Raw genomic sequence first — 23,126 nt, forward strand, 5'->3', positions numbered from 1 at the left:
TATAACTCAATTCGCATTCAAACAAAACTAAACAACCAGTCGCCGGTTCATTTCCGACAACTGGCTGCTTAAACTTGGAAGGTGTTTTGATCCCTGTCTCACAAACGGGGGTCAGTCCCGACTGCCCCAACCTTTTCTTTATCCTCTTATCCGTTTACAACTTCACCGCCATTAATATGAATAACCTGCCCGCTTACATAAGACGAATCGTCTGAGGCAAGGTACACATAAGCTGGCGCCAATTCTTCCGGCTGACCTGGGCGTTTCATAGGCTGTGCTCCTCCAAATTCGCTCACTGTTTTTGCATCAAATGTAGACGGGATTAACGGTGTCCAGATCGGTCCTGGTGCTACAGCGTTCACCCGAATACCTTGATCCGCCAAATTGAGCGAAAGGGAACGAGTGAATGATGTGATTGCCCCTTTGGTGGAGGAATAATCAATGAGTGTCTTATTCCCAGCATACGCGGTAATCGACGTTGTGTTGACGATCGCGCTCCCTTTCTTCAAATGCGGCAATGCCGCTTGTGTCAGGAAGAACATACCGAAGATATTCGTACGGAACGTGCGCTCCAACTGTTCTTTGGTGATATCCTCCAGCTTTTGCTGTGGATGCTGCTCGGCCGCATTGTTCACGACAATGTCGAGCTTGCCCAGTTCGTTCACCGTCTGTTGCACCGCTTTTTTGGCAAATTGGTCATCTCCGATATCGCCAGGAATCAACACGCATTTGCGTCCTTCCTGTTCGACTTGACGCTTGGTTTCTTCCGCATCCTTATGCTCATTCAAGTAGACGATAGCTACGTCCGCACCTTCTTTGGCATACGTGACAGCTACAGCCCGCCCAATTCCACTGTCTCCACCAGTAATCAGTGCAACTTTGCCTGTGAGCTTGCCAGCCGCTTTGTAAGTTGGTTTTTCAAATTGAGGTGCAGGCGTCATTTTGGATTCAATCCCTGGTTGCTGGTCCTGATGCTGTGGGGGCAAGGTTTGCTGAGGTTGGTTGCTTTTAGCCATTATACATTCTCCCTTCAAAATCAGATATTTTTAGGATGCAACATTTGCATCCACTCTACTCCTGATTTACCACACAAACTTATCGGTTAAACGAAAAAAGAAAAAACTAGCTATATGAGCACACAAAAAAACGGCCTGTGCTTATTCTGCACAGACCGCTTTATTCAACGTTAGCCTTCGTCATTATTTAATTGGCCGATTAAAATGGTTCATTAAATAATATGGCTGTATACCATTAAAATCGTAATTAGAATCATGAAGACAGCCAGCAGCGTGCTGAACATCCGCATTTTACCAGCGTATTGCGTAATCGGCTGTTGGTTGCGAACCGCTTCCAGTGACAAGCGTAATGGCTTACCCATAGCACCAGCGATACCGGAAATGGCAAGAAACAACACCAACACAACAACGATCCATGCTACCGAATAAGAATCCCAAACAAAGATCATATAGATGCCGCTAATAAGGACAAGAATCAGTGCAAATTGAGCCAGACGGTTCAATAGCTGTACAGCCGATATTGTCCCTTCCTGCGCGCTTGGAGCCAATTTGTCGATTTTGCCCACAACGAAGGGAAGCAATAAATAAAAGCCCATTGCCAGTGATCCAATAATGTGAATAAAAAACATTTTTTACAACCTCCCAGTTCTTTGTTTTCTTACAAACTTTTTTCCATAGAACGATCATATTCCAACGAATGACTAGCATCTTTGCAATGTTTTGGGACATGCTTTTCTATGTAACTATTAGTGCATATGAACTCTATTATACCGGGGAAGTGGATCAAAGCAAAGGAATACGACGGGGAAAGTTTCAGCTTGGGGGGAGGGTACAAACCCAAACTGAAATTTTCAATATTAAATGAAAAGGAAGAAAACGAATAGACTATTAAAAAATGAAAGAGGTGGCCAGCAGCCATAACGATGGCTAGGGGACACCTCTTCAAGTAAAAGTATACTGTTTTAGTAGAAAATCGGATCTATACGTTGACTATTTTAGTCACATTGCGAACCGCTTCAGCGGATTCATCGAGCGCTGCTTTTTCTTCGGCTGTCAATTCCAACTCGAACACTTTTTCGATGCCATTACCGCCAAGAAGTGTAGGCACACCGAGGAACAAGTCCTGATAGCCATACTCTCCTTCCAGGTAAGCAATGACTGGAATAATCCGTTTTTTATCTTTTACAATCGCTTCTGTCATTTGCGCAAGCGAAGCTGCCGGAGCATAATATGCGCTGCCATTACCCAATAGGTTAACGATCTCTCCGCCGCCCACTCGTGTACGTTGTACGATCGCCTTGATACGTTCCTGAGAAATCAGGTTTTCGATAGGTATACCTCCCACGCTGGAATAGCGTACGAGCGGCACCATATCATCACCGTGACCACCCATAACGAAGCCGCGCACGTCTTCAACCGAAACGTTCAGTTCCTGTGCAATAAAGGTACAATACCGAGCTGTATCCAGCACACCTGATTGACCAATAACCCGATTTTTCGGGAAATCAAGCGTTTGGTATGCAGTATAGGTCATAGCATCGACCGGATTACTCAGGATAATGACGATAGAATCGGGCGCATACTTCTTCACATTCTCACATACGGATTTTACAATTTCTGCGTTCGTATTGACCAAATCATCACGGCTCATACCCGGCTTGCGCGCGATCCCGGCTGTAATAATGACGATATCCGAGTCGGCTGCATCCTCGTAATTAGAAGTGCCCATGATCTGGGTGTCAAATCCCTGCACTGGACCAGCTTCCAAAATATCAAGCGCTTTGCCTTTAGTCGGATTCTCTAGTTGCGGAATATCGATGAGTACGATATCACCTAACTCCTTTTGAGCCAGCAGCAATGCGGTAGTGGCACCGGTAAAACCGGCGCCAACAATGGATATTTTTTTGCGTTGAATGGTCAAGTAGTATTCCCCTTCCTTACAGGTTACTAATAATGGTATCCGCGAACTCGGAGCATTTCACCTGTGTAGCACCATCCATCAGACGGGCAAAGTCATAAGTTACAATCTTCTTATTAATGGACGTCTCCAGTCCTTTGTAAATCAGGTCAGCTGCTTCTTTCCAACCCAAGTGTTCAAGCAGCATGACGCCGGACAGAATTACGGAACCTGGGTTCACTACGTCTTTGTCAGCATATTTGGGAGCTGTACCATGTGTAGCTTCAAAGATAGCATGCCCGGTTACATAGTTAATGTTTGCACCTGGCGCGATACCGATTCCACCAACTTGAGCAGCAAGAGCATCGGACAGATAGTCCCCGTTCAGGTTCAGCGTAGCAATGACATCAAATTCAGAAGGACGAGTCAGCACCTGCTGAAGTGCAATATCAGCAATCGCATCCTTGATAATGATTTTGCCTGCATCTTCAGCTGCTTTTTGAGCTGCATTTGCCGCATCCTCACCTTCTTTTTCCTTGATGACATCATACTGGGCCCAAGTAAATACTTTATCTGCAAATTCTTGCTCGGCTACTTCATAGCCCCAGTTCTTGAAGGCACCTTCGGTAAATTTCATAATGTTACCTTTGTGTACGAGCGTTACACTCTTGCGTCCGTGGTCAACAGCATACTGAATAGCTGCCCGTACCAGACGCTTTGACCCCTCGGAAGACACTGGCTTGATCCCAATTCCTGAAGTTTCAGGGAAACGGATTTTATTCACGCCCAGCTCTTGCTGAAGGAACTGAATCACCTTTTTCACGTCTTCGGACCCTTCGGCATATTCGATCCCTGCGTAGATATCTTCTGTGTTCTCACGGAAAATGACCATGTCCACCAACTCAGGACGTTTTACTGGAGACGGGACACCGTTAAAGTAACGGACAGGACGCAGGCAAACGTATAAATCCAGTTCTTGGCGCAATGCCACATTCAATGAACGGATACCACCGCCAATAGGTGTCGTAAGTGGACCTTTAATGGCTACAATATACTCACGGATGGCTTCCAACGTATCGTTAGGGAGCCACTCGCCGTATGTATTGAAAGCTTTCTCACCAGCGAAAACTTCATACCAGGCAATCTTTTTCGTGCCGTTATATGCTTTTTCTACAGCTGCGTCCAGTACGCGCTTGGAAGCTTTCCAGATGTCGCGACCTGTGCCGTCACCTTCGATAAACGGAATGACCGGATGGTTTGGAACCTGCAGTTGACCGTTATCAATCGTAATTTTTTCGCCTTCAGTTGGGAGCTCAAACTTTTCAAATTTCGCCATAAGTTCCTTTTCCTCCTCAGATATGAATGGGTACAGGACGAAAGACATGATCTTTATCATAGACAAAAAATTACATCTCTCGCCGACCCTTCTATTGTACCTTATTTTTTAAATTCAGGGTATACAACCTCAATCTTCCTCCAAAGGTTAGCGCAACTCTGGTGACACATATTTTTGATCCATTGGGCCTGTGTATTCGGCACGAGGACGAATCAAACGGTTATTTTCATACTGCTCTAAAATATGTGCAGTCCACCCCGATACACGGCTCATAGCAAAGATAGGAGTAAACAAATCCCTCTTAATACCCAGCTGGGTATATACGGAAGCAGAATAAAAATCCACATTCGGTTTCAAGCCTTTTTGCCCTGTTACAATACTTTCAATTCGAACTGACATATCAAACAATGTAGTGTCGCCGTTCATTTCTCCCAGTTCGCGGGACATTTTGTGCAAATGCTTGGCACGCGGATCACCGTTTTTATAGACACGATGTCCGAAGCCCATAATTTTTTCGCGGTTATCCAGTTTGGCCTGAATATAGGAGTCCACCTGATCCAGACCGCCAATCTCCTCCAACGTTTTAGCAACAGCCTCATTGGCTCCACCATGCAACGGTCCTTTTAAGGCCCCGATGGCAGACGTGATCCCGGAATAAATATCTGATAAAGTGGCTACCGTTACACGCGCAGCAAAGGTCGAAGCATTCAACTCATGATCGGCATGCAGCACGAGAGCCTGATTGAACGCTTTAATAGCCGTCTCCTCCGGATCCCTGCCAGTCAGCTGATACAAAAAGTTTTCAGCAATAGAAACACCTTTTTTAGGCGCAATTGGTTCCAAGCCTTCGCGTATACGTGCTATGGCTGCCACAATTGTGGGCAATTGCGCCTGAAGCTTGACGGTTTTAGTCACATTGGACTCTCTTGACATATCATCCGCCTCTGGGTCATACAAAGCAAGAGACGATACAGCTGACCTCAAGGCAGCCATCGTGCTCAATTCTTTCGGGTATAACTTTAATTGAGTAATAATTTCATCCGGAATAGCAGCATAGTCGCTTAACTGGCTGCGAAGCTCTTGCAATTGTTCTTGGTCAGGTAATTTTCCAAACCACAACAAATAAGCTACCTCTTCAAAGTCGGCGTTAACAGCCAAATCATCAATGTTATAACCCCGGTACGTGAGAACGCCATCTACGATAGAGCTTATGGAGGAAGTGGTCGCTACGATCCCTTCCAGACCTTTGGTCGCCGTCATCGTTACATCTCTCCTTTGTAAAAACATTGTGAACGGACTTGCAATGTAAACATTTTCAAAAGTAAGATATGTCTTTTAAATAGCTGAGTAATGTTAACGCCATATGTCAATATTTAAACCTTCTTTCACTATACTGGATTTTGTCGTTTATGTGAACATTGAGGGCTATTCCAACACATTCAAATGTTTTATCGCTTCTATAAAGAAATTTTTGAAACCCCTTACAAAAAATATGAGCTCATTTGCACTTTTTTACATAGGTCTTGTCTTACCCTCTCCCCGCATAAGTATAGTAGAGCACTGATTTTAAGGGACACCATCGAAAAGAAAGGAGTCGTGAGCGCTTGAGTCGGTTAATCCTGAATCGCATATTACGTGCTCTATGGGTCGTAATCGTGATTGCAGCTCTGTTGCTGGGCATATATGTGCTGTTCCCTCTCGTTTATCCTTTCCTATTCGCCTGGCTTGTGGCCTATGCTATGAACCCACTGGTCGTTTTTTTGCGTAACAAGGCTCGTATGCCGCGTTGGGCAGCTGTCACGGTCTCATTATTTGTATATTTAGGCGGAATCGCAATCATCCTGTCTGCTGCAATCACCCGCATGGTTCGAGAAGTGATTAAGCTGGCCATGACTTTTGACGGGCATATCGAGCGTTTTAAAAGCCTGTTTATTGATTGGACTCAAAGCGATTTGATCCAAAATATAATTATTGAAATCAACCATTTTATTCGGGATAATCCCGATTACCAACACACCATCAACAGCAATATTGATAAAACGACTCAAACCGTCAGTTCGGCTGTTACTACGCTAGTTGGTCAATTTTTTAATGGGGTTTTGAATTTACTAACCTCTCTGCCTAATATGGGAGCTGTGCTTATGGTTATTGTATTATCGGCCTTTTTTATTAGTAAGGATTGGGATCGACATTATCGGATACTTTCGAATACGGTTCCAGATACGATCCGCAAACCATTGTCAGATATTTGGCACGATCTGCGTAAAGCATTGTACGGCTATTTGCGTGCACAGTTTATTATCATTTCCATTACGGCATTAACGGTTATCATTGGGTTGTTCATCTTGCGTGTGGAATCGGCCTTTACTATCGGTTTGATGATCGGGCTGGTGGATTTGTTACCTTATTTAGGGGTTGGCATTGTGATGATTCCGTGGATACTGTATGCGTATATGTCAGGGAATTTAGCACTAGGGGTTGGATTGTCGATCCTATATGCCATCCTGTTGATTGGACGGCAGATCGTGGAGCCTAAGGTGCTGGCCAGCAGCGTGGGATTGAACCCGCTTCCCACCCTCATCGGTATGTTCATCGGGCTCAAGCTGTTTGGCGCTTTAGGACTCATTATCGGACCTGTATCACTCATCGTCCTCGATGCACTAAATCGCGCAAATGTCATTCAGGACTTGCGCAACTATATTCTTGCTGGAAGAGTCCGTTAGTCATGGATAGGGGATAACGGCAGCTCAGTCAAAAGCGCCGAAATGTAATACTGCCGTTTTTCATTTTTTTCTCCAGCCACTTTAATAAAAAACGTCGGTACAATACTCGTGTTAAAGGAAATACCAACGTAAAACCAATAATATCCGTTATAAATCCAGGGATGAGCAGCAAGCTCCCACCGAAAAACACACATAATCCATCTAGCATTTTACGGCCGGGCATTTGGCCCCGATTCATTTCATTTTTGGCATCGGCAATCACCTTTCGGCCTTCAAATTGCATCATGGCAGCGCCAATCAAGGTCGTCAGAATAATGAGCAGAATAGTTTTCCCCGCTCCAATCCAGTGACTTACCCATATAAACCCGTACAGCTCCGCCAAAGGAATGAGCAGCAGCAACAGCCACAGACGTTTACGCATCATCATGACTTCTGTCCCTCCCCGCCTGCAAAAGCAGACCTTAACGCAGTGTACAACTCAGGTAGTGCCTGATCAAGCCGAACGGGCTTCCAGTCGGTATTCAGCCACACATGTCGTGTCGTTCCCGTGACCAGCAGTTCTCCCGGCAGCGTGTCAGCCTCTGTCCATACCTTTCCCACATTCTTTTGGTGCTCCTCCTCCGTTACCCGTCGAACCTCATAAGTATAGTTCAAACGTAGTCTGGAGAAGTCCGTAATAGCGGTATAAATAGTAACTAAATCATCATATCGAGCAGGACTCGCATATTTCGCATTGATTTCAATAACTGGCAGCAAAACTCCCCGATCTTCCATACTCCGGTAGTTAAAGCCTGCCTGCCGGATCATTTCCGTACGCCCGATCTCAAACCAGTTTAAATAATTCGCATGATACACGACCCCCATCTGGTCGCTTTCCTGATAACGGACACGTAGAGGTGCGCCATACCATCGTAGTTGCGTTTGTTTCTCCTCTTGAGTCATACAAGCTCTCCTATCTTTGTGCATCTTTATCTCTATTTTGCCCTCTCTCCATTAAACCATATTTACCGCCTGGGAACAAAAAGAGGGCCGAACCATACGGCCCTCCCTCTCAAAGCATTTACAATGATGGCTTTATTATTGTGGCAACGGCTTGGACAGTTTATAATATCCACTTTCCGAAGCCAGTTTCAGTAAGCTCTTCGCTTGACTTCCCGCCCAGGCGTAACCGAGTCGTCTTTCTTCACTAATTTTCATGATGTCCGTATACTTTTTGCCATCTCGGTCTGAGAAGAAATACTTATTGTCCTCCACATTGTAGAAACGATACCACATCACGCTTGATGCATCCTTTTGGAAAAACTCCGGACCTTGACGGTTGTATTTCATACCGTCGATCCGATTCGTGTCAAACCATTTCAAGGCACTCTGAGCAGCCTTTTTCACCTCAGCCGTCTGCGGTTGAGACATCAAGAAGGCCGTAATGCCTACCGATTCCGTAGTTGTTTTGGAAGCAAGCTCGAATGCTCGCGCAGGTACAGATTCATAAGTAACCGGATCATGCTGTGCTCCCCAAATTGTCGGTGTGCCATTGTTTACAATTTGAGCTTTAATTGTGTACTGTACGCCTTTATTCAGAGCCTGCTGAAGTCTGGAGCGATATGTATTGTCAAGAATATCGCTATCAAACGGCTGCCTTTTGTTTACAATGTCATCTGCCAGTACCATCACTCTAACCATTGCATCATCGTTGTAAGTTGCGGCATCTGAGTAATTACCGCGTTTAGGGTAAACCTGCGGCCAAGCACCGGAGGAATATTGAGAGGTTAATACAAAGTCGATTGCTTTTTGCACACTGTTCTTGATGTCTTTGTTTTTAGTTTTTTTGTATACATCCGCTAAAAAGCGGATCTCGGTTGTCGTGGCCTCGTTATCAAACGTTCCGAGTTCGACACCATCCTTGCTCTTCCATGTAGAACGTGCTGCCTTGCCATCCCATTTGGATTTATAATTCTTTTCCATCGCTTTGAAGAATCCACCATGCGGCAATTGCCACGATACAATATTCAAAGCAAGCGTAGTGTCCTTGGATGTATTTCCTGTAGAAAATTTACTAAAATCACGATACTTGTCCAGCAAACTGCTCACATTCACACTAGCCAGTGGAACAACAGCATTTTTGTAAACGTTTGCATCATTGTACACGGCTTGGGTAACACTCGCACCTGCATCAGTCACATCCTGCTCAGCTGCTGCCCATGAAGGGCTAATAAGTCCAGTTGTTAGGGTAATAGCCATTCCAGAAAAAGCAATCCATTTGACAGATTTTTTAACGTTAAACCTCATTGCAAACCTCTCCTTTAATTGGATTGTGGTATTACAAGAACTATTAAACACATGTATTATATGAAAATATAACCAAATAATCAATATATTTTATTATATACAAATGTAAGAGTTTACTAAACTAATAAAAAAACATCTTACCAATACTAGATTAGTAAGATGTTTTTCATGTTTTATATCTATAACAAGTTGTCAATCTGCACGGCTTATCCAAAGCGACCCATGATATACTCTTGAGTCAACTCGTTTTCAGGATTGGTGAAAATATCATTTGTTTTCCCATGTTCAACCAAACTTCCAACATAAAAATAGGCAGTATAATCGGAAATCCGTGCAGCCTGCTGCATATTGTGCGTCACAATAACGATGCGCAGTTCTTTTTTCAATTCGGTAATAAGCTCTTCGACCTTGCCTGTAGACACAGGGTCCAGCGCGGAAGCTGGCTCGTCAAGCAACAGAATTTTCGGTTGAACGGAAAGAGCACGTGCAATACAAAGCCGCTGCTGTTGCCCGCCAGACAGAGCAAGAGCCGAATCGTGAAGACGATCCTTGACCTCATCCCATAATGCTGCCTTACGCAGGCTGCTTTCGACGATTTCATCAAGCTGCTTCTTTTTACGCACTCCCCGGTATTTAGGACCGAAGGCAATGTTATTATAAATCGATTTGTAAAAAGGGTTAGGCCGCTGCCACACCATACCAATTTGCTGACGCAGCTTGATCACGTCCGTCTCAGGTGCCGTTAAATCCTGTCCGTCCATCCAAATATGTCCCGTTGTCGATGAAGACGCAATCTCATCATTCATTCGGTTAAGGGAACGCAAAAAAGTCGATTTACCACAACCGGAAGGCCCAATCAGGGCGGTCACGGTCTGCTCTGGAAAAGCTAAGTTTACTTTTTTTACAGCCTCAAAGCTTCCGTAATAAATACTCAAATCCTCAGTACTGAACGGATGTGGCGCTTGCCCCGCAAGTTGTTCTGAACGCGTAGACTGAACGGATGTTGCTGGTGTGACGGTTTGTGCCGTTCGTGTAATCACATGTTCCATTGTTCTCCATCCCCTTTCTAATCCATTCGTTTGGCAGCTGTCAACCGACGGTAAACGACTCTTCCGAACCATCTTGCACTCAAGTTGAAGACCAGTACCAGCAGCACCAATACCGCAGAAGCGCCTGCGGCGATATCTTTGGAGTCAGGAGCAATGCCTTCACTGTTGACCTTCCAAATATGAACAGCCAATGTTTCGGCAGGTCGCATCGGATTAATAGGCGATCTGGCATGCAATGGATTCCAATCGGTAAAATCAAGCGGCGGTGTACTCATCCCTGCGGTAAACAGCAATGCGGCGGCTTCCCCGAAAATACGGCCTGCGGCCAAGATGGTACCCGTAATCAAGCTTGGCAGCGCTGCTGGCAACAAAATGGAGGTAATGATTTTCCACTTGGACAATCCGAGCGCAAGTCCGGCTTCCTTTTGCTCCTTCGGTACAGCACGGAAAGCCTGCTCAGTTGTACGAACCATCAGCGGCAGGTTGAAGACGGCCAATGCCAAGGCTCCTGACAAGAGAGAAAAGCCAAAATCAAACGTATTGACGATGAGTAATAGTCCAAACAATCCAATGACAATCGACGGGAACGAGGACAATACTTCGACGACAAGTCGTATGAAGTCCGTAATTTTTCCCGGCTTTGCATATTGCGCCATGTAAATGCCGGCGCCCCAGCCAATTGGAATGGTAATAATCAAAGTTAAGATTAGCAAAAATACAGAATTAAACAGTTGCGGACCAATGCCGCCACCTGCACGTAACGTTTGTGGAGCACTGGTTAGAAAATCAAAAGAAATATGACTGACTCCGCGGGCCAAAATGAAGCCCAGTAATCCCACCAAAAGAGCAACAATGAACAAGGCGAAGAAACAGATTACAAATGTAGCGATCTTGTCGGTCGTTTTAGCTTTCATCAAACCCGGTTTCTCCTTTCAAGCAGCCTTACCAGCAGCACGAAAATGAATGTCATGAGCAGAAGAACAAGCGCCATACTCCAGAGTGCATTGTTATGAACAGAGCCCATCGCTGTGTTGCCCATGCTAAGTGTAATAACGCTGGTCAAGGTCGAAGCGGATTCCAGCAAGGAATGCGGTATGTGCGGAGCATTCCCGATAACCATCTGTACAGCCAATGCTTCTCCGAAGGCACGAGCCATACCGAGAATAATTCCTGTTAAAAGAGCAGGCAGCAACGTCGGAATAATAACACGGGCAATCGTCTGCCAGCGGGTAGCACCCAACGCATAAGAGGATTCACGCAGCCCTCCCGGCAAAGAAGACAACGCATCCGCCATAATACTCGTAATTGTCGGTAAAATCATAACTGACAACACAAGGCAACCTGCGAGAATACCGATGCCTTGTCCCCCAAACACGTTTCTCAGCAGTGGGACGATTACGGTCAAGCCGACAAAGCCATAGACAACCGACGGAATGCCGGATAATAATTCAATGGCAGGCTGAAGGATACGTTTACCCGATTTTGGCACGATTTCCGTCATAAACAAAGCTGCACACAAGCTAAGCGGACTGGCAATTAAGGCCGCTAATATGGTTACGGCAAAAGAACCCGTAATGAACGGAAGCGCGCCGAAGGACTTGGGCTCGCCATCCGGGCTCCATTTGGTTCCAAAGAAAAATTCCCGCAGACTGACTCCATTCACCGCAAATGTAGCTACACCTTTGGAGGCAACAAAATATACGATGGAGACAATGACTGCAACTAAAAAAACGACACAAACCGACGTATAGATGCGGCCGGTCCATTCTTCCCAGTAATGTCTTTCTTTCATAACTCGGGATCGTTTATTCTGTTCCATGTATGCCTTCCCTTCAATTGGTTCCATACTGTGACTCCTTTAACCGAAGAATAGAGGCCGGACGCTAGTCCGCCTCTTCTTCGTGAATATACTCGCGTTAGCTGCGTTCATCCGAACAGGAGATCGCTCTCCTTATTTCGTGATATTACCGTCAGCATCACGTTTCACTTGCATACCTGATACCGGAATGTATCCCAAGTCTACAACGTCTGTTTTTTGGATTTCATCAGACAGAATGTAGTCCAAGAATGCTTTTACATGTTCTTTTGGCTCACCCTTGGTGTACATATGCTCATATGCCCACACTGGATATTTACCTTGTTCTACATTTTCAACGTTAGCTTCCACACCGTCATACTTCAAAGCAGTAACTGTGTTGTCGATGTAGGACAGAGCCAGGTAACCAATCGCACCAGGTGTTTCAGCAATCAGCTTTTTCACAGTACCAGAGGAATCTTCCTGGATGGAGCCTGGCAGATCTTCCGTTTTTTGTCCCAGCGCATATTTTTCAAAGGTTGCACGAGTACCGGAGCTGCTTGGACGGTTCACGATCACGATTTTTTGATCTGCACCACCAACTTCTTTCCAGTTCGTAATTTTACCTGTGAAGATTTGTACCAGTTGATCTTTCTTCAGGTCTGTTACGCCTACTTTAGGATTCGCTACCGCTGACATGGCTACAACAGCTACTTGGTGATCGACCAACTCTTCTGCGCCGCTCTCCAGTTTCTCCTTTGCAAACACGTCAGAGTTACCGATATCCGCTTGTCCACCGGATACTTGAGTCAAGCCAGTACCGCTACCGCCACCCTGCACTTGAACTGCAATGCCTTTATATTTATCGACAGCCATAAATTTTTGTCCCGCTTGCTCTACCAATGGTTGAAGTGCAGTGGAGCCAACAGCCAGAATATTACCTGTCAGTTCAGCAGCTGCTTTATTGTCTGTTCCTGCAGCAGCATCTCCTTGTGGTGCAGCATTGTTACCTGATCCGCAAGCTGCAAGTGCAAATACCATGGTGAGAGTCATCAGAATGAACGGCCATTTTTTCAACATTTTTTATTGTCCTCCCCTTAGTTAAGTGACGGTTTTTTATTTATGACCATCAACACTTTTACATTGTAGGCCTGGAATGTTAGACGAACGACTAGGTTTTGTAAAACAAATATAAAATATTGATAGATAAATTGTTTTTCGGTATATAATTAATCTATAGTGTAAATTCACGCATAAATATCAAGTAAGGAGAATTATTCGATTCCATGAATATTTTAAAATTGCGCATCTTAGTGCTGATCGACAAATTCCATAAAGCAACAGAGGTGGCCGAAACTTTGCAAATCAAACAGCCCACCGTCAGCTTCCATATGAAAAGTCTGGAAAAGGAAATGGGTGCGACCCTGTTCTCTCTTCAACAAGGCAGAATTATGCTAACCGAGGCTGGTAAAAAAATGTTGCCTTACGCAAAGCAGATTCTCTCTCTCGAGCAAGAAGCCAGACAAGCTGTAGATGAACTGACAGAACAATCACAGGGCCTCTTACATCTGGGCGCAGAGTCGATTTCAGGCATGTATCTTCTCCCGACTATCATGGCTGATTTTGCTCAACAATATCCAGAATGTCGTATTCAGTTAGAAATTCAATCTCCGGATGTAATCAAGCAGCTACTGAAAGACGGAGAAGTTGATTTTGCTTTTCTCGACGATGGAGAATCTCTTCTGGAGAATACTGTGGCAGAACCAGTGGCTTCAGATCAGGTGGGAATTATCCGCTCTGCATCGGCAGAGACATCCAAGTCACTGGACATCAATGGGGCCGATACGCTGGATAAACACATATGGGTAAAATATAGCGGGGCATCCGTTGTAGATTCCTATTCCTCGCTAGTTAAATCCCAACTGGAAATCAACTCTTGGGAAGCAGTAAAGCAAGTGGTTAGTAGCGGAGAAGCGCTTGCCTTCTTTCCTGCCTGCGGAGTTCGTAGCGAGGATCATACTATCCCCTCGGTGGAATGGCTTCCTTATCCCGAAACTGACAGCACAAAGAGCCATTATCAAATAAACATCGTATATCAACAAGATACACATAAGAACATGATGCAACAGGCATTCCTTGATTTTATACGACGAGAAGGAATAAGAACTAGCTAACAAAAAAAGAGCATTCAGGTCTTATTGACCTGAATGCTCTTTTGCTTCTGTAACGAGTAGATGCCGTCCCAGTATTACTTCGTGGAGACTACAATTACGCTTGTGCTGGAACGCAGCTAATTTTGATCAGGTTCGTGGAACCGGAATCACCAAGAGGTACGCCCGCTGTAATCACAACCAAATCGCCCTCTTTAACGAGGCCAGATTTGCGACCACCTTCCAGCGCATTGTCAAACAGACTATCTGTTGTGTCGACGATTGGTCTGCCTTGTACTGCATGTACGCCCCAGATCAGAGCCAAACGGCGAACTGTTCTTTCCTGTGTTGTCACAGCGATAATCGGAGCTTCTGGACGGTATTTAGAGATCATACGCGCTGTTGTTCCGCTTTGTGTGGACGTCAGGATTGCTTTGGCATGCAGGTCAAGAGCAGAAATAGAAACGGATTGGCTGATTGCTTCTGTAATACTAATTTCTTGCGCCGTTCTTTGTTTTTTGAACAAATCGCGGTAGTTCAGAGAAGACTCAGCTTTTTCGGCAATACGTGACATTGTCAATACAGATTCTACCGGATATTTCCCAGCAGCTGTTTCGCCGGACAGCATAATTGCATCTGTTCCGTCAAAAATAGCATTGGCTACGTCACTTGCTTCCGCACGAGTCGGACGCGGGTTACGTTGCATGGAATCCAGCATTTGTGTTGCTGTAATAACAGGCTTGCCAGCTACATTACATTTGTTAATCATCAATTTTTGCGCCAGAGGCACTTCTTCAGCAGGGATTTCCACACCGAGGTCACCACGGGCAACCATCAGACCATCCGAAGCTTCCAAAATTTCATCCAGGTTGTCAACACCTTGCTGATTTTCTATTTTGGAGATGATTTGAATGTGGCTTGCATTGTGCTTCGCCAGCAATTCACGGATTTCCAGTACATCACTTGCTTTACGAACAAAAGAAGCCGCGATGAAATCAATGTCCTGCTCAATACCAAAAATGATATCATTAGCATCTTTCTCCGTAATACCAGGCAATGAGATAGCAACGCCTGGAACGTTAACGCCTTTCTTGCTTTTGATCGTTCCGCCATTGACAATGCGGCATTTGATTTCAGTGCCTGATACTTCAATAACGGTGAGTCCGATCAGACCATCGTCGATCAGAATGGTGGAGCCGGGCTCCACGTCCGAGGGAAGATCCTTGTACGTAATGGAGATACGATCTTGCGTACCGAGAATTTCTTCCGTTGTCAGCGTAATGAACTCGTCCTGAACAAGCTCAATAGGTTCAACTTCGAGCTTTCCTGTCCGGATTTCCGGCCCCTTCGTATCGAGCAAAATAGCAACATTTTTGTTAAGCTCCTTACAAGCTTGACGGATGTTTTTAATCCGGTTGCCATGCTCCTCGAAATCACCGTGAGAGAAATTCAGGCGGGCTACGTTCATACCAGCCATAATCAGTTTCTTCACATTTTCCAATGATTCACTGGAAGGACCGATGGTACATACAATCTTAGTTTTGCGCATTTGGGTTTTTCCTCCGTTTTCAAAGGTGCTACTCTTTATATCTTTTTCCAACAATTAAATCTACTACACTTTTTCCTATTTGTATAGGAAGTTCGTCATATTTATTGTTACCCGTTTCCAGCGTATTACAACATAGGTTCAGATTCCGAAGGTTTTAAGAAAGTATATTGGCCTATTTTCCGGAATTTTTGATACCTGTCTTCTCTCAATTCATCGCAGCTCATATTCGTAAGGTCTGCCAAATGACGTTCTAATAACTCCTTGATTGCGGCAGCAGTCACTTCATAGTTACGATGTGCGCCCCCTTTCGGCTCTGGCACAATATCCTCGATAATCTCCATGCGCAGGAGGTCATTAGCGGTGATCTTCATCGCTTCAGCTGCCTGATCTGCCTTAGAAGCATCTTTCCATAGAATCGAGGCTGCGCCGTTTGGAGAAATGGCCGAATAAATAGCATGTTCCAGCATCAGCACACGGTTACCCACTGCAAACGCAAGCGCACCGCCGCTTCCACCCTCGCCGATGATCACACAAATAACAGGCACCGAAAGCTTTGCCATCTCCCGCAAATTGCGGGCAATCGCTTCCGATTGACCTCTCTCCTCTGCTGTATTACCCGGATAAGCGCCCTTCGTATCAATAAATGTAATAATAGGACGCTTAAATTTGTCAGCCTGCTGCATCAGCCGCAAGCCTTTACGGAATCCTTCCGGATGGGCACTACCAAAAAAGCGTGCAATGTTATCTTTCGTATCCTTACCACGTTGCTGGCCAATGACGGTCACCGGAATACCATTTAGCTTGGCAATCCCGCCCACAACCGCCAGATCATCTCCGAACAAGCGGTCGCCATGCAATTCAATAAAGTCCGTAAACACCTGCTCGATCAAATCAAGGGACGTTGGCCTTTGATGATGGCGGGCCAGATGCATTTTTTGCGATGCTGTAATGTTAGAATATATTTCTTCTTCCATCTGGAGATAACGTTCTTCCAGGCGGTTAATTTCATCTGTAAAATCAATTTGCTTATCCTGTCCGAATTGCTTAAGTTCTTCGATCTTCTGTCGCATCTCGACCAGGGGCTTTTCATAAGGCAATTCGCCAGCCATTTATTCCTCCCCTTTCACACTGTGCAGATCAAGCAATTGCCCAAGGGTATCACGCAGTTCCTTGCGATGTACAACCATATCCAATTGTCCGTGCTGCAAATTAAACTCGGAAGTTTGGAAATCATCCGGCAGCTTCTGTCTGATCGTTTGCTCAATTACAATACGACCTGCAAAACCGAATACAGCACCTGGCTCTGCAATAATAATATCTCCAAGCATAGCAAAGCTGGCGGAGACTCCACCTGTAGTCGGATCAGTGATCACAGAAATATAAAGCAATCCCTGCTCGTCCAGACGAGCGAGAGCAGCGCTTGTTTTGGCCATCTGCATCAGACTCAGAATACTTTCCTGCATACGTGCCCCACCGGATGTGGAGAAGATGATAAGCGGCAAGCGCTTGTCTATCGCCTGTTCAATGGCGCGCGTAATTTTCTCTCCTACGACTGAGCCCATACTGCCTGTAAAAAAGTCAAAGCTCATCACCGCTACGACAACAGGAAGCCCATGAATAAGGCCGTCGCCCGTAACGACAGCCTCGCGCAGGCCAGCTTTCAGGGTCTGTTGCTCCAACTTACTTGCATATCCCGGAAAGTCCAGCGGATCAACCGAAATCATATCGGCATCATATTCCGTAAACGTGTCTTCGTCGAGCACCATGCGAATGCGATCCATCGCATTCAAACGCATATGGTATCCGCACACCGGACACACTTTCAAATTTTTCTCCAACTCTTTGCTGTATTGAATACTTCCGCACTTGCCACATTTGGTCATAAGACCTTCGGGAATTTCCCGTTTGGGACGATCCGGCATGTCCGCTTGATCGCCGCTCAGCGCCCGTTCCGAAGGGATGGTCGCGTATTTACGCTTCTTTTGGAATAAATCTTTAAACACAACTACACCTCTCCAGCCGTTTATTTGTCAGCCGTAACCGATACAAGGTCCTCTGCCGTCGATGCGGCACCTCTAAGCATTATGTTCATACACACGTCAACGCCAGTTAATACAACATTACCGCCGATCGTGCATCCTTTGTTCCATTCATGCTGCTGTATCACTTCCGCCGTTCCGGACTCAAGGGCGCAAAATCGAATTCAGCACTTCCTGTATTTCTTCGACTTCACCCGAAGGCACAAGTATCTCAAACTGTTGCTTGGATGCACTGATGGCCCGGGTCTGCACCATAAAACCTTCTTCAGACAGTTTGAGCTTAATCATGTCAGCCAGTCTGGCCGTCGGTGCAATATATATCACCGTCCACATGCCTTGTTTCTACCCCCTAAGCCTCAAGTTTTGAGCCCATATAATAGACTCATGATAACATACCTTACTTTTTTCCCGCAACAAAAGCCCTCCTGATCGTTCAAGTTCCGTCGGAGGGCCTAGAAAATCATTAATTCTGTTTATTCAGGCCAATTAAACATCCAATGATGCAGGATAATGCTTGGCATGAAGGCTCCGATGGGCAATACGCGAAGAAGCGGCGGCAGCCAATCCGGCGACAAGATCATCTAAAAACACATGAATACCACTGCCTTTTTGGTTCAGCTTTTCGATAATTCCAATCTTTTCTTTATCCAGATAGCCAAAACTAGTCAAGCCGATCATGCCGTACACGCTCGTAATGCCAAGAGCCATTGTCTCGTCCACTCCATACAGCGGTTCGTCTGCCTCCATAATGGCTTGAAGTGGCTGGGGAAGAAGTTTTTTTTCGGCCAGCTCATCAAGCGCAATGCCTGTCAGCAGTGTATATTGTACCTCTCGCTTTTGCAAAACCGCTTTGACACTTTCTACACATTCTTCCATAGTCAAATGAGGATAATATTTTAGCTGAAGCTGAAAAACAATGTCCGCAATGGATTCGATCTGAATGCCTCTGCGATTTAACAAGGTTTCTGCATATTCATAGGACATAATTTCCCTCCCGCTTTCACCATGCAGTTCTATTCTTCCACCGTGCGGGACTTTATGGTGCAGGATACGTGTTGAACCTCCTGTTCCGCCAGTTTTCCAAGTGTATGCGAAAGGGAAGGAAAATGTTCATTAAACCGTTACAATAAAGACGAGTTACTGCGTGCCTGTCATTTGACTTTCACGGTGCCTTCACCCAGCATCGATTCCATTCGATCAAAAAGCTGAGGAGAAGGCTTAATGCTGTAAGCATCACTCAACGCCAGCAGACGCTGGTTGCTCTCGTAAAAAAGTACGGTAGATACAGCACCGGGATGCTCCTGTAGCAATGCCTTTAGGCTGACTAGCAAGCTAGCGTCCTCCTCGGCTTGGCGGGTGATTTTGACAAACACCCGCTGACGGGCGGGCGATTCCGAGCCGCGCGGGGAAGGCACCTGCTCACTGTGAGCGGCTTCGCCTCTGCGTTGTGAATAAGCCGCCACGGGACGAGCCTCTTTCTGCTGGGGCGACGCTGATGGGGCTGCCGCCGAAAGCGAGGTCGACACACGTGGCGCTCTCCCGCCTGTATTGCCAGCAGCTGGCACGGATGTTCCAGCTGCTGCGGACGAACGTGCTCCGGTACGCCGGCGCTGAAGAAGCCGTGACAGCGTATCTTCCGCCAACGGAACTGCCTCATCCGCTAGGAGCTTGAAGTGTTCGTCCTGCTGCTGCATCTTGGCGCGAAGTGCAAGCAAGGCACCTTTTTCAATCCACTGCTGGCTTCGCTTCCAAACTTCAGGAAACAGCACAACCTCACAGCGCTCAATCTGATCCTCCAGCTCAATGAAGGCCATGGCCTTTCCCTGCTTGGTCGTAATCGTCTTGAGTGACACCACCATTCCTGCGGTCACAATAACCGTTTCATCTGGCACATCGCTCAGCTCCATCAGACGATCCGCTTGGCTGCTTTCCAGCAGCGACTCAAAATCATCTAGCGGATGTCCAGACAAATACAGTCCCAGCAGTTCACGTTCCAGCTCTAATTGCTGGCTGGTACTAAATGGGGGTACATTGGGATATTCGATATCCCAATTAGGCATTTCCACAAACCCAAACATATCAATTTGCAAATCGTCACGTTCCTTGCGCCATTTGGCAGCTGCATCCACCGTTTCATCAAGCATGGCAAGCAACTGTGCCCGATGGCCTGTCAATGAATCAAATGCTCCTGCCTGAATGAGCGATTCAATCACTCTCTTATTACACACCCTCAAATCAACACGTCGACAAAAATCGAGCAGACTGTCGAAAGGACGTTCCTTACGAACAGCAAGAATGCTTTCCATTGCTTGTGTGCCGACATTTTTAATTGCAGCCAGTCCAAAGCGGATATCACCGTGCTGTAATGGGGTAAACAGCACCCCACTCTCATTCACATCAGGCGGCAACACTGCGATATCCATACGACGACATTCGACGACATATTCAGCCACTTTTCGATGACTTCCCATTACGGCCGTCAGCATGGAAGCCATGAATTGCACTGGATAATGTGCCTTAAGATAGGCCGTCTGGAATGCTAGCACACCATAAGCAGCTGCATGGGCACGCGGAAAACCGTAGTCGGCAAAACGGACGATCATATCGTAAACCCTTCCAGCTTCCTCCTCCGTGTAGCCTTGCTTGATACTGCCATCAACGAAATGGCCTCGTTCCCGATCCAACACCTCACGCTTTTTCTTGGACACCGCGCGGCGCAGCAAATCGGCTTCTCCCAGGGAAAAGCCCGCCATACGCGAAGCAATCTGCATGATTTGTTCCTGGTACACAATAATACCGTAGGTGTCCTTTAGGATCGGTTCAAGATCAGGATGCGGATAAGAAATCTCAATCTGTCCGTGCTTCGCCTGTATAAAGTTAGGAATAAAGCCCATCGGACCCGGACGATACAAAGCCACGACAGAAATGATATCCTCGAAAACATTTGGCTTCAAATCCTTGAGCACCCGGCGTATACCAGCCGACTCCAGCTGGAACACACCTCCTGTATCCCCTTTGCCAAGCAATTCATAGGTATGCGGGTCATTATCGGGAATATGGTCAAAATCAGGTGTTTCTCCATGCTGTTCCGCAACCCAGCGCATACACCGTTCTATAATGGAGAGTGTACGCAGTCCGAGGAAATCCATTTTCAGCAACCCAATGCGCTCCAGATTTTCCATCGAGTATTGCGTCAGAGGAACCCCTTCACTCCCCTCTTGCAGCGGAACCGCATCAGTCAATGGAGTCCGCGAAATGACAACACCCGCCGCATGTGTCGAAGCATGACGTGGCATTCCTTCTACTTTGATCGCCATATCCAGCAATTCACGGGTCTTGGGCTTCGTGTCATACAGTGCCTTCAACTCGGGGGTGATCTCCAACGCATGCCGGATATTAATGCCGAGCTGTGCTGGAATCAACTTGGCCGCTTTGTCTACCTCGCCATACGGTACATTCAATGCTCGGCCCACATCCCGGACTGCGGCTCTAGCTGCTAACGTACCAAAGGTAATAATTTGCGCTACATGCTCATTTCCGTACTTCTGTACTACATAGTCAATAACCTCATCGCGGCGTTCATCGCTAAAATCAATATCTATATCCGGCATACTGATCCGTTCAGGGTTGAGGAACCGTTCAAACAGTAGATTGTATTTCATCGGATCGACATTCGTGATATTAAGCACATAGGCAACCAAACTCCCTGCTGAGGACCCCCGCCCCGGTCCTGTTGCAATCTTATGCTTATGAGCAAAAGCAATAAAATCCCATACAATCAGGAAGTAATCGCTGAAGCCCATGCTGTCAATCGTATTCAATTCGTAGCTCAGCCGCTGGTCCAGTCTTTCCCGCTCCTCCGGCTGCTCCCATGCAGGATCGCTTCCATAGCGACGTTCCAGCCCTTGCACGCACAGACTGCGCAAATAGGACGAAGATGTCATGCCTTCCGGCAGAGGGCGATATTCAGGCAAAATTGATTGACCGAATTCCAGTTCCAGCTCGCATTTCTCAGCAATACGCACCGTATTGGCGATGGCTTCTGCTACATGTGGAAATAAACGAGCCATTTCCTCTTGATTTTTCAGATACAACTGGCGTGTTGGTATTCGCAAGCGCTCCTCATCGTCAACGGTCTTCCCTGTCCCGATACAGATCAAAACGTCTTGGACGTCAGCATCCGGTTCGGTTAAGTAATGTACATCATTCGTCGCCACTAGCGGAATATCCAGCTCCTTCGCCAATGCGATCAATTGAGGATTTACGCGTTTTTGCTCCGACAGACCATGATCCTGAAGCTCCAGATAAAAATCATCGCCAAAAATGTTGCGGTATCGTTCCGCTGCACGTCGTGCCTCGGCTTCCCGTCCATGCAGCAAATGCTGCGGCACTTCACCGCCCAAGCATGCGCTCAGGCATATGATGCCTTCATGATGGGCAGCCAAAGCGTCCATGTCGATGCGCGGCTTATAGTGAAAACCCTCCAAATGGCCAATGGAGCACAGCTTCATCAAATTTTGATAGCCTGTTTTATTTTTGGCGAGCAAAATTAAATGATATATAGGCTGATCCTTCCGGCTGCCACGCTCCTTGCGCGATCCTGCCGTCATATAAGCCTCACACCCGATAATCGGCTTAATGCCGTTCTCTACACATGCTCTATAAAAAGGAATGGCACCGTACATGACCCCATGATCTGTAAGAGCCAGCGCCTTCATTCCGTAAGCTGATGCCTGTTTGACCAATTCCGCGGTACGAGCCGCGCCGTCCAGCAGGCTGTACTCGCTGTGAACATGCAAATGCACAAATGAACTCATGCGCTTCTCTTCCCTTCACCGCTTGATTTTCTTCAAACTATTTTATCATATCCGCGTTAGTAGCGCCCATAGAATAAAAGTACAGACCCGGGCGGACAAGCGCGGTCCTGATTCATATACCCAAGGAGGAAAAGGGCATGAGCACTTTTATATCCAAAGCGATTCTCGACTTCTTCATTGCCTTCGGCATCGTGCTCGGAGGAGCCATGCTCGGCGGAATGGGAGCTGTAGTATCGCTTCAGCCACCTACCCAGACGATGCTGGAGGTTGCAGGAAGGATTAAAATATGGGCGCTTGCCGCCGCTGTGGGGGGAACGATGGACCCGATCCGGGTCATTGAGAGCAATATGTTGGATGGTAATTTGTCACCTGCCATTAAGCAGATATTGTATTTGATTTTCGCCTTTCTAGGCGCTCATATGGGTGCAGAGCTGGTCAAGTGGGTATGCGGCAACGGACGGCCGTGAGG

General features: G+C 46.4%; 21 protein-coding genes. 3 read left to right on the forward strand and 18 right to left on the reverse strand.

The genetic code is table 11. The features are described from left to right. Window positions 1-146: 146 nt before the first annotated feature. The 5 genes from OIU26_RS06070 to citZ all read right to left on the reverse strand — a co-directional run bounded on the left by OIU26_RS06070 (window position 147) and on the right by citZ (window position 5,509). On the reverse strand, window positions 147-1,016 hold the full coding sequence (locus OIU26_RS06070; RefSeq protein ID WP_025676257.1) for an SDR family oxidoreductase: 870 nt from the start codon (window positions 1,014-1,016) through the stop codon (window positions 147-149). A 212-nt stretch (window positions 1,017-1,228) separates the two neighbouring features. Beyond that, complete coding sequence (locus OIU26_RS06075) at window positions 1,229-1,645, reverse strand: hypothetical protein (protein ID WP_013370353.1); 417 nt, start codon at window positions 1,643-1,645, stop codon at window positions 1,229-1,231. 350 nt (window positions 1,646-1,995) lie between these two features. After that, window positions 1,996-2,937, reverse strand: coding sequence for a malate dehydrogenase (mdh, locus tag OIU26_RS06080; RefSeq protein ID WP_264216274.1), 942 nt, complete (start codon window positions 2,935-2,937; stop codon window positions 1,996-1,998). 16 nt (window positions 2,938-2,953) lie between these two features. After that, the gene (icd, locus tag OIU26_RS06085; protein ID WP_016819629.1) at window positions 2,954-4,249 is read right to left on the reverse strand and encodes an NADP-dependent isocitrate dehydrogenase; all 1,296 of its coding nucleotides are present in this window, start codon (window positions 4,247-4,249) and stop codon (window positions 2,954-2,956) included. A gap of 147 nt (window positions 4,250-4,396) precedes the next feature. Continuing rightward, window positions 4,397-5,509: a citrate synthase gene (gene citZ / locus OIU26_RS06090; protein ID WP_013370349.1), complete on the reverse strand. Its 1,113-nt coding sequence runs from the start codon at window positions 5,507-5,509 to the stop codon at window positions 4,397-4,399. Between the two features lie 344 nt (window positions 5,510-5,853). Between citZ and ytvI the strand changes: the two genes are divergently transcribed. Further along, window positions 5,854-6,972 (forward strand): sporulation integral membrane protein YtvI, encoded by a 1,119-nt coding sequence (ytvI, locus tag OIU26_RS06095; RefSeq protein WP_264216275.1) that lies wholly within the window; start codon window positions 5,854-5,856, stop codon window positions 6,970-6,972. 28 nt (window positions 6,973-7,000) lie between these two features. Here the strand turns inward: ytvI and OIU26_RS06100 are convergent, their stop codons facing one another. The 7 genes from OIU26_RS06100 to OIU26_RS06130 form a co-directional block, all read right to left on the reverse strand. After that, window positions 7,001-7,399, reverse strand: a complete 399-nt coding sequence (locus tag OIU26_RS06100) for an FxsA family protein (protein ID WP_013370347.1) — start codon at window positions 7,397-7,399, stop codon at window positions 7,001-7,003. After that, window positions 7,396-7,914 (reverse strand): acyl-CoA thioesterase, encoded by a 519-nt coding sequence (locus OIU26_RS06105; protein WP_044785433.1) that lies wholly within the window; start codon window positions 7,912-7,914, stop codon window positions 7,396-7,398. Before OIU26_RS06105 ends, OIU26_RS06100 begins: the two co-directional genes overlap by 4 nt. A gap of 135 nt (window positions 7,915-8,049) precedes the next feature. Then, entirely contained in the window at window positions 8,050-9,258 is a 1,209-nt protein-coding gene (pelA, locus tag OIU26_RS06110) for a pectate lyase (RefSeq protein WP_264216276.1), read from the reverse strand. Window positions 9,259-9,464: 206 nt separating this feature from the next. After that, window positions 9,465-10,307: a phosphate ABC transporter ATP-binding protein PstB gene (gene pstB, locus OIU26_RS06115; RefSeq protein WP_264216277.1), complete on the reverse strand. Its 843-nt coding sequence runs from the start codon at window positions 10,305-10,307 to the stop codon at window positions 9,465-9,467. A 17-nt stretch (window positions 10,308-10,324) separates the two neighbouring features. Continuing rightward, the gene (gene pstA, locus OIU26_RS06120; protein WP_013309592.1) at window positions 10,325-11,221 is read right to left on the reverse strand and encodes a phosphate ABC transporter permease PstA; all 897 of its coding nucleotides are present in this window, start codon (window positions 11,219-11,221) and stop codon (window positions 10,325-10,327) included. After that, entirely contained in the window at window positions 11,221-12,153 is a 933-nt protein-coding gene (gene pstC / locus OIU26_RS06125) for a phosphate ABC transporter permease subunit PstC (RefSeq protein ID WP_013370343.1), read from the reverse strand. Before pstC ends, pstA begins: the two co-directional genes overlap by 1 nt. Before the next feature lie 105 nt (window positions 12,154-12,258). Further along, window positions 12,259-13,182: a phosphate ABC transporter substrate-binding protein gene (locus OIU26_RS06130; protein ID WP_013370342.1), complete on the reverse strand. Its 924-nt coding sequence runs from the start codon at window positions 13,180-13,182 to the stop codon at window positions 12,259-12,261. A gap of 206 nt (window positions 13,183-13,388) precedes the next feature. Here OIU26_RS06130 and OIU26_RS06135 point away from each other — a divergent pair, with 206 nt between their 5' ends. Further along, window positions 13,389-14,276: a LysR family transcriptional regulator gene (locus OIU26_RS06135; protein WP_264216278.1), complete on the forward strand. Its 888-nt coding sequence runs from the start codon at window positions 13,389-13,391 to the stop codon at window positions 14,274-14,276. Between the two features lie 94 nt (window positions 14,277-14,370). On the opposite strand, the gene pyk is transcribed toward OIU26_RS06135, so the two are convergent. From pyk to OIU26_RS06165, 6 genes are all read right to left on the reverse strand, one after another. Further along, window positions 14,371-15,801, reverse strand: coding sequence for a pyruvate kinase (pyk, locus tag OIU26_RS06140; RefSeq protein ID WP_013370340.1), 1,431 nt, complete (start codon window positions 15,799-15,801; stop codon window positions 14,371-14,373). 125 nt (window positions 15,802-15,926) lie between these two features. Next, window positions 15,927-16,910, reverse strand: a complete 984-nt coding sequence (locus tag OIU26_RS06145) for an acetyl-CoA carboxylase carboxyltransferase subunit alpha (protein WP_264216279.1) — start codon at window positions 16,908-16,910, stop codon at window positions 15,927-15,929. Continuing rightward, complete coding sequence (gene accD, locus OIU26_RS06150; protein WP_013370338.1) at window positions 16,911-17,804, reverse strand: acetyl-CoA carboxylase, carboxyltransferase subunit beta; 894 nt, start codon at window positions 17,802-17,804, stop codon at window positions 16,911-16,913. It lies immediately after the preceding gene. 180 nt (window positions 17,805-17,984) lie between these two features. Further along, window positions 17,985-18,173 carry a hypothetical protein gene (locus OIU26_RS06155; RefSeq protein ID WP_007429680.1) on the reverse strand — a complete coding sequence of 63 codons (189 nt, stop codon included), beginning with the start codon at window positions 18,171-18,173 and terminating at the stop codon, window positions 17,985-17,987. Window positions 18,174-18,326: 153 nt separating this feature from the next. Continuing rightward, on the reverse strand, window positions 18,327-18,824 hold the full coding sequence (locus tag OIU26_RS06160; protein ID WP_013370337.1) for a phosphatidylglycerophosphatase A family protein: 498 nt from the start codon (window positions 18,822-18,824) through the stop codon (window positions 18,327-18,329). 167 nt (window positions 18,825-18,991) lie between these two features. Then, window positions 18,992-22,657 (reverse strand): DNA polymerase III subunit alpha, encoded by a 3,666-nt coding sequence (locus tag OIU26_RS06165; protein WP_264216280.1) that lies wholly within the window; start codon window positions 22,655-22,657, stop codon window positions 18,992-18,994. A gap of 137 nt (window positions 22,658-22,794) precedes the next feature. Here OIU26_RS06165 and OIU26_RS06170 point away from each other — a divergent pair, with 137 nt between their 5' ends. Continuing rightward, the gene (locus OIU26_RS06170; RefSeq protein ID WP_013309582.1) at window positions 22,795-23,124 is read left to right on the forward strand and encodes a YtrH family sporulation protein; all 330 of its coding nucleotides are present in this window, start codon (window positions 22,795-22,797) and stop codon (window positions 23,122-23,124) included. The last annotated feature ends 2 nt before the right edge of the window (window positions 23,125-23,126 follow it).

Origin of the sequence: Paenibacillus sp. BT-177, assembly GCF_025846815.2 — a bacterium.
Lineage (GTDB): Bacteria > Bacillota > Bacilli > Paenibacillales > Paenibacillaceae > Paenibacillus > Paenibacillus polymyxa_C.